General features: G+C 72.0%; 2 protein-coding genes. One reads left to right on the top strand and one right to left on the bottom strand.

The window, feature by feature from the left end; genetic code table 11:
• Positions 1 to 1,063: carboxyl transferase domain-containing protein (locus VHK87_RS15250; protein WP_329635744.1), on the bottom strand; the 1,063-nt coding region annotated here is incomplete at its 3' end.
• 47 nt (positions 1,064 to 1,110) lie between these two features.
• Between VHK87_RS15250 and VHK87_RS15245 the strand changes: the two genes are divergently transcribed.
• Positions 1,111 to 2,910, top strand: coding sequence for a patatin-like phospholipase family protein (locus VHK87_RS15245; RefSeq protein ID WP_329635743.1), 1,800 nt, complete (start codon positions 1,111 to 1,113; stop codon positions 2,908 to 2,910).
• Positions 2,911 to 3,008 lie beyond the last annotated feature (98 nt).

Below are 3,008 nucleotides of genomic sequence, written 5' to 3'. Positions count from 1 at the left end.
TGAGCGCGCTCTCCGAGAACAGCACCCCGTTGTTCGCCAGGATGGCGACCGGGTAGCCCCAGATGCGGGCGAAGCCGCACACCAGCGTCGTGCCGTAGAGCGCCTTGAACTCGTCGAACTCCGAGCCGTCGACGATGCGGGCGATCACCTCGCGCACATCGTAGGGCGCGCGCACGTCCTGCGGGACGACGCCGTAGAGCTCCTGCGGGTCGTAGGCCGGGGCCCGGGGCTCGGCCAGCGTCATCTCCACCGGCTTGGTGGTGTTCAGCCCGGCGACGATGGAGCGGACGATCGTCAGGGCATGCTCGTCGTCGGCCGCCACATGGTCCACCACGCCCGAGCGGCGGCCGTGGGTGTCGGCCCCGCCTAGCTCCTCGGCGCTGATCACCTCGCCGGTGGCGGCCTTCACCAGCGGCGGGCCGCCTAAGAAGATGGTCCCCTGCCCGCGCACGATGATGGTCTCGTCGCTCATCGCCGGCACGTAGGCGCCGCCGGCGGTGCAGGAGCCCATGACGCAGGCGATCTGGGCGATTCCGGCCGCGCTCATCTGCGCCTGGTTGAAGAAGATGCGCCCGAAGTGGTCGCGATCCGGGAAGACCTCCGCCTGGTGCGGCAGGTTCGCGCCGCCGGAGTCGACCAGGTAGACGCAGGGCAACCTGTTCTGCAGGGCGATCTCCTGGGCCCGCAGGTGCTTCTTCACCGTGATGGGGAAGTAGACCCCGCCCTTCACGGTGGCGTCGTTGGCCAGGATCATGACCTCGCGCCCAGCGATCCGTCCGATTCCGGCGATCAGCCCCGCCGCCGGCGCCTCGCCGTCGTAGAGCCCGTAGGCGGCCAGGGCGCCGATCTCCAGGAAGGGCGATCCGGGATCGACCAGCCGCATCACCCGCTCGCGCGGCAGCAGCTTGCCGCGGGCGGCATGGCGCTGGCGCGAGGCCTCGGGCCCGCCGAGCGCCGCCTCGGCGGTCCGCTGGCGCAGCTGCGCTGCCAGGGCGCGGTTGACGGCCTCGTTGGCCTTGAATGCCTCACCGCTGAGGTCGAGGGCTGTGGCTAGACGCGGCATGGCGCAGGCATAGCCGGGCCGAAGGGCGCACGCTAGTTTGCCGCGTTGTGACCTTCCTTCCCGACCTTCCCCACGACAGCGCCCTGGCGCGGCTGTTCGAGACCGAGCCGTGGCGCAGCGAAGCCACCTGGTTCACCCTGCCCGGCGGCTCGGTGCTGTTCGACAAGGACGAGCCGGCCGACCACCTCTACGTGGTCCGCGCCGGCCGCCTGGGCGCGTTCCGCCACGAGGAAGGCGCCGAGCCCCAGTTCCTGGGCGTCATCCGGCCCGGCGAGCCGGCCGGCGAGATGGCCCTGATCGGCGAGACCGCCCACACCGCCCGGGTCGTCGCCCTGCGCGACTCCGAGATCTTCGCCTTGCCGCGGGAGGTGTTCCTCGACGCCGTCGAGGAGGAGCCGGCGGTGATGACCGAGCTCGCCCGCCTGATGCTCGCCCGCACCCGCACCGGCGGCCAGCGCGGGGGCGCCGGCGAGCCCTCGGTGTTCGGCTTCATTCCGGCCACTGATCCCCTGCCGCTGCGCCCCATCGTCGACCAGATCGCCCGCGAGATCGGCAAGCTCGGCTATCTGGTGGACGTGATCGGCTCCGAGGCCGCCCGGGCGCCCACCGAGTGGTTCTCGCAGGTGGAGCACGCCCACGACTTCGTCCTCTACGTGGCCGAGGCCGGCGACCTCGGCTGGCGGCAGGTGGTGTCGCGCCAGGTGGACCGGCTGTTCCGCGTCGGCCGCGGCGACCGCCCGCCGCCGGCCAGCCAGCACCCCCTCGCCGCCTCGAGCGCCCTGGAGGCCCAGCAACTCGTCGACCTGATCCTGCTGCAGCCGCCCAGGGCCAAGCGGCCGCACGGCTCGCAGGTCTGGTCCAGCGCCGTCCGCCCGGCGCGGCTGTTCCACATGCGCCGCGACAACCGTTCGGACGCCGCGCGCCTCGCCCGGGTGATCACCGGCCAGTCCGTCGGCTTGGTGCTCTCCGGCGGCGGCGCCCGGGCCTACGCCCACGTCGGTGCGGTGCGGGCCCTGCGTGAGCGCAAGGCGCCGATCGACTTCGTCGGCGGCGCCTCGATGGGGGCCATCGTCGCAGCGGCCCTGGCCATGGGCTGGGACGACACCGAGCTCGACGAGCGGATCCGCAAAGCCTTCGTGGCCACCAGCCCGCTGGACGACATCGCCTTTCCGCCGCTGCTGGCGATGACCCGCGGCCACAAGGTGGCCGACCGGCTCGAGGAGCATTTCGGCCAGATCGAGATCGCCGACCTGTGGCTGCCGTTCTTCTGCGTCTCCTCCAACCTGACCACGGGAACCTATCACCTTCACCGGCACGGCCCGCTGGCGCCGGCGCTCCACGCCTCCATCGCCCTGCCCGGCGTGCTGCCGCCGGCGACCCATAACGACGACGTGCTGGTGGACGGCGCCGTGCTGAAGAACTTCCCGACCGACATCATGAAGGCCCTGCATCTGGGCCCGGTGGTCGGGGTGGACGTCACCCGCGGCCGCAGCATCACCGCCGAGGATGTCGCGCGGCCGAGCTCGGTCTGGCGCTGGCTGCTGTCGGGCCAGTGGCGCAAGGGGCCGCCAATCGTCTCGCTGCTGATGCGGGCCGCCACCGTCTCCACCGGCCGCGACCACGCCGCCGCCCGCGAGGCGACCGACGTGCTGATCACACCCAACGTCCAGGGGGTGGAGATCCGCGACTGGGAAGACTACGAGCCCGCCGTCCGCGCCGGCTACGAGGCCACCATCGCCGCCCTCGACGGGCTGACGACGCCGGTCACCGACCTTCGCCGCCGCCCCAGCCTCTCGGCCCCTGCGGCTCCACGCCGCGCCCGTTCCAAGGCCCGCGTCGGCGGCTGATCACAAGTGTTTCAAATGGCGCAGATTGCGACTCGGGGGAGAGGCCTCCATATTGGCGGCTCCAGCAACCCACTGAAAGGAGGTGATCCAGTGTCTCA

This window comes from Phenylobacterium sp., from assembly GCF_036263695.1.
Classification (GTDB): domain Bacteria; phylum Pseudomonadota; class Alphaproteobacteria; order Caulobacterales; family Caulobacteraceae; genus Phenylobacterium.
This window is presented reverse-complemented; position numbering and strand designations above follow the sequence as displayed.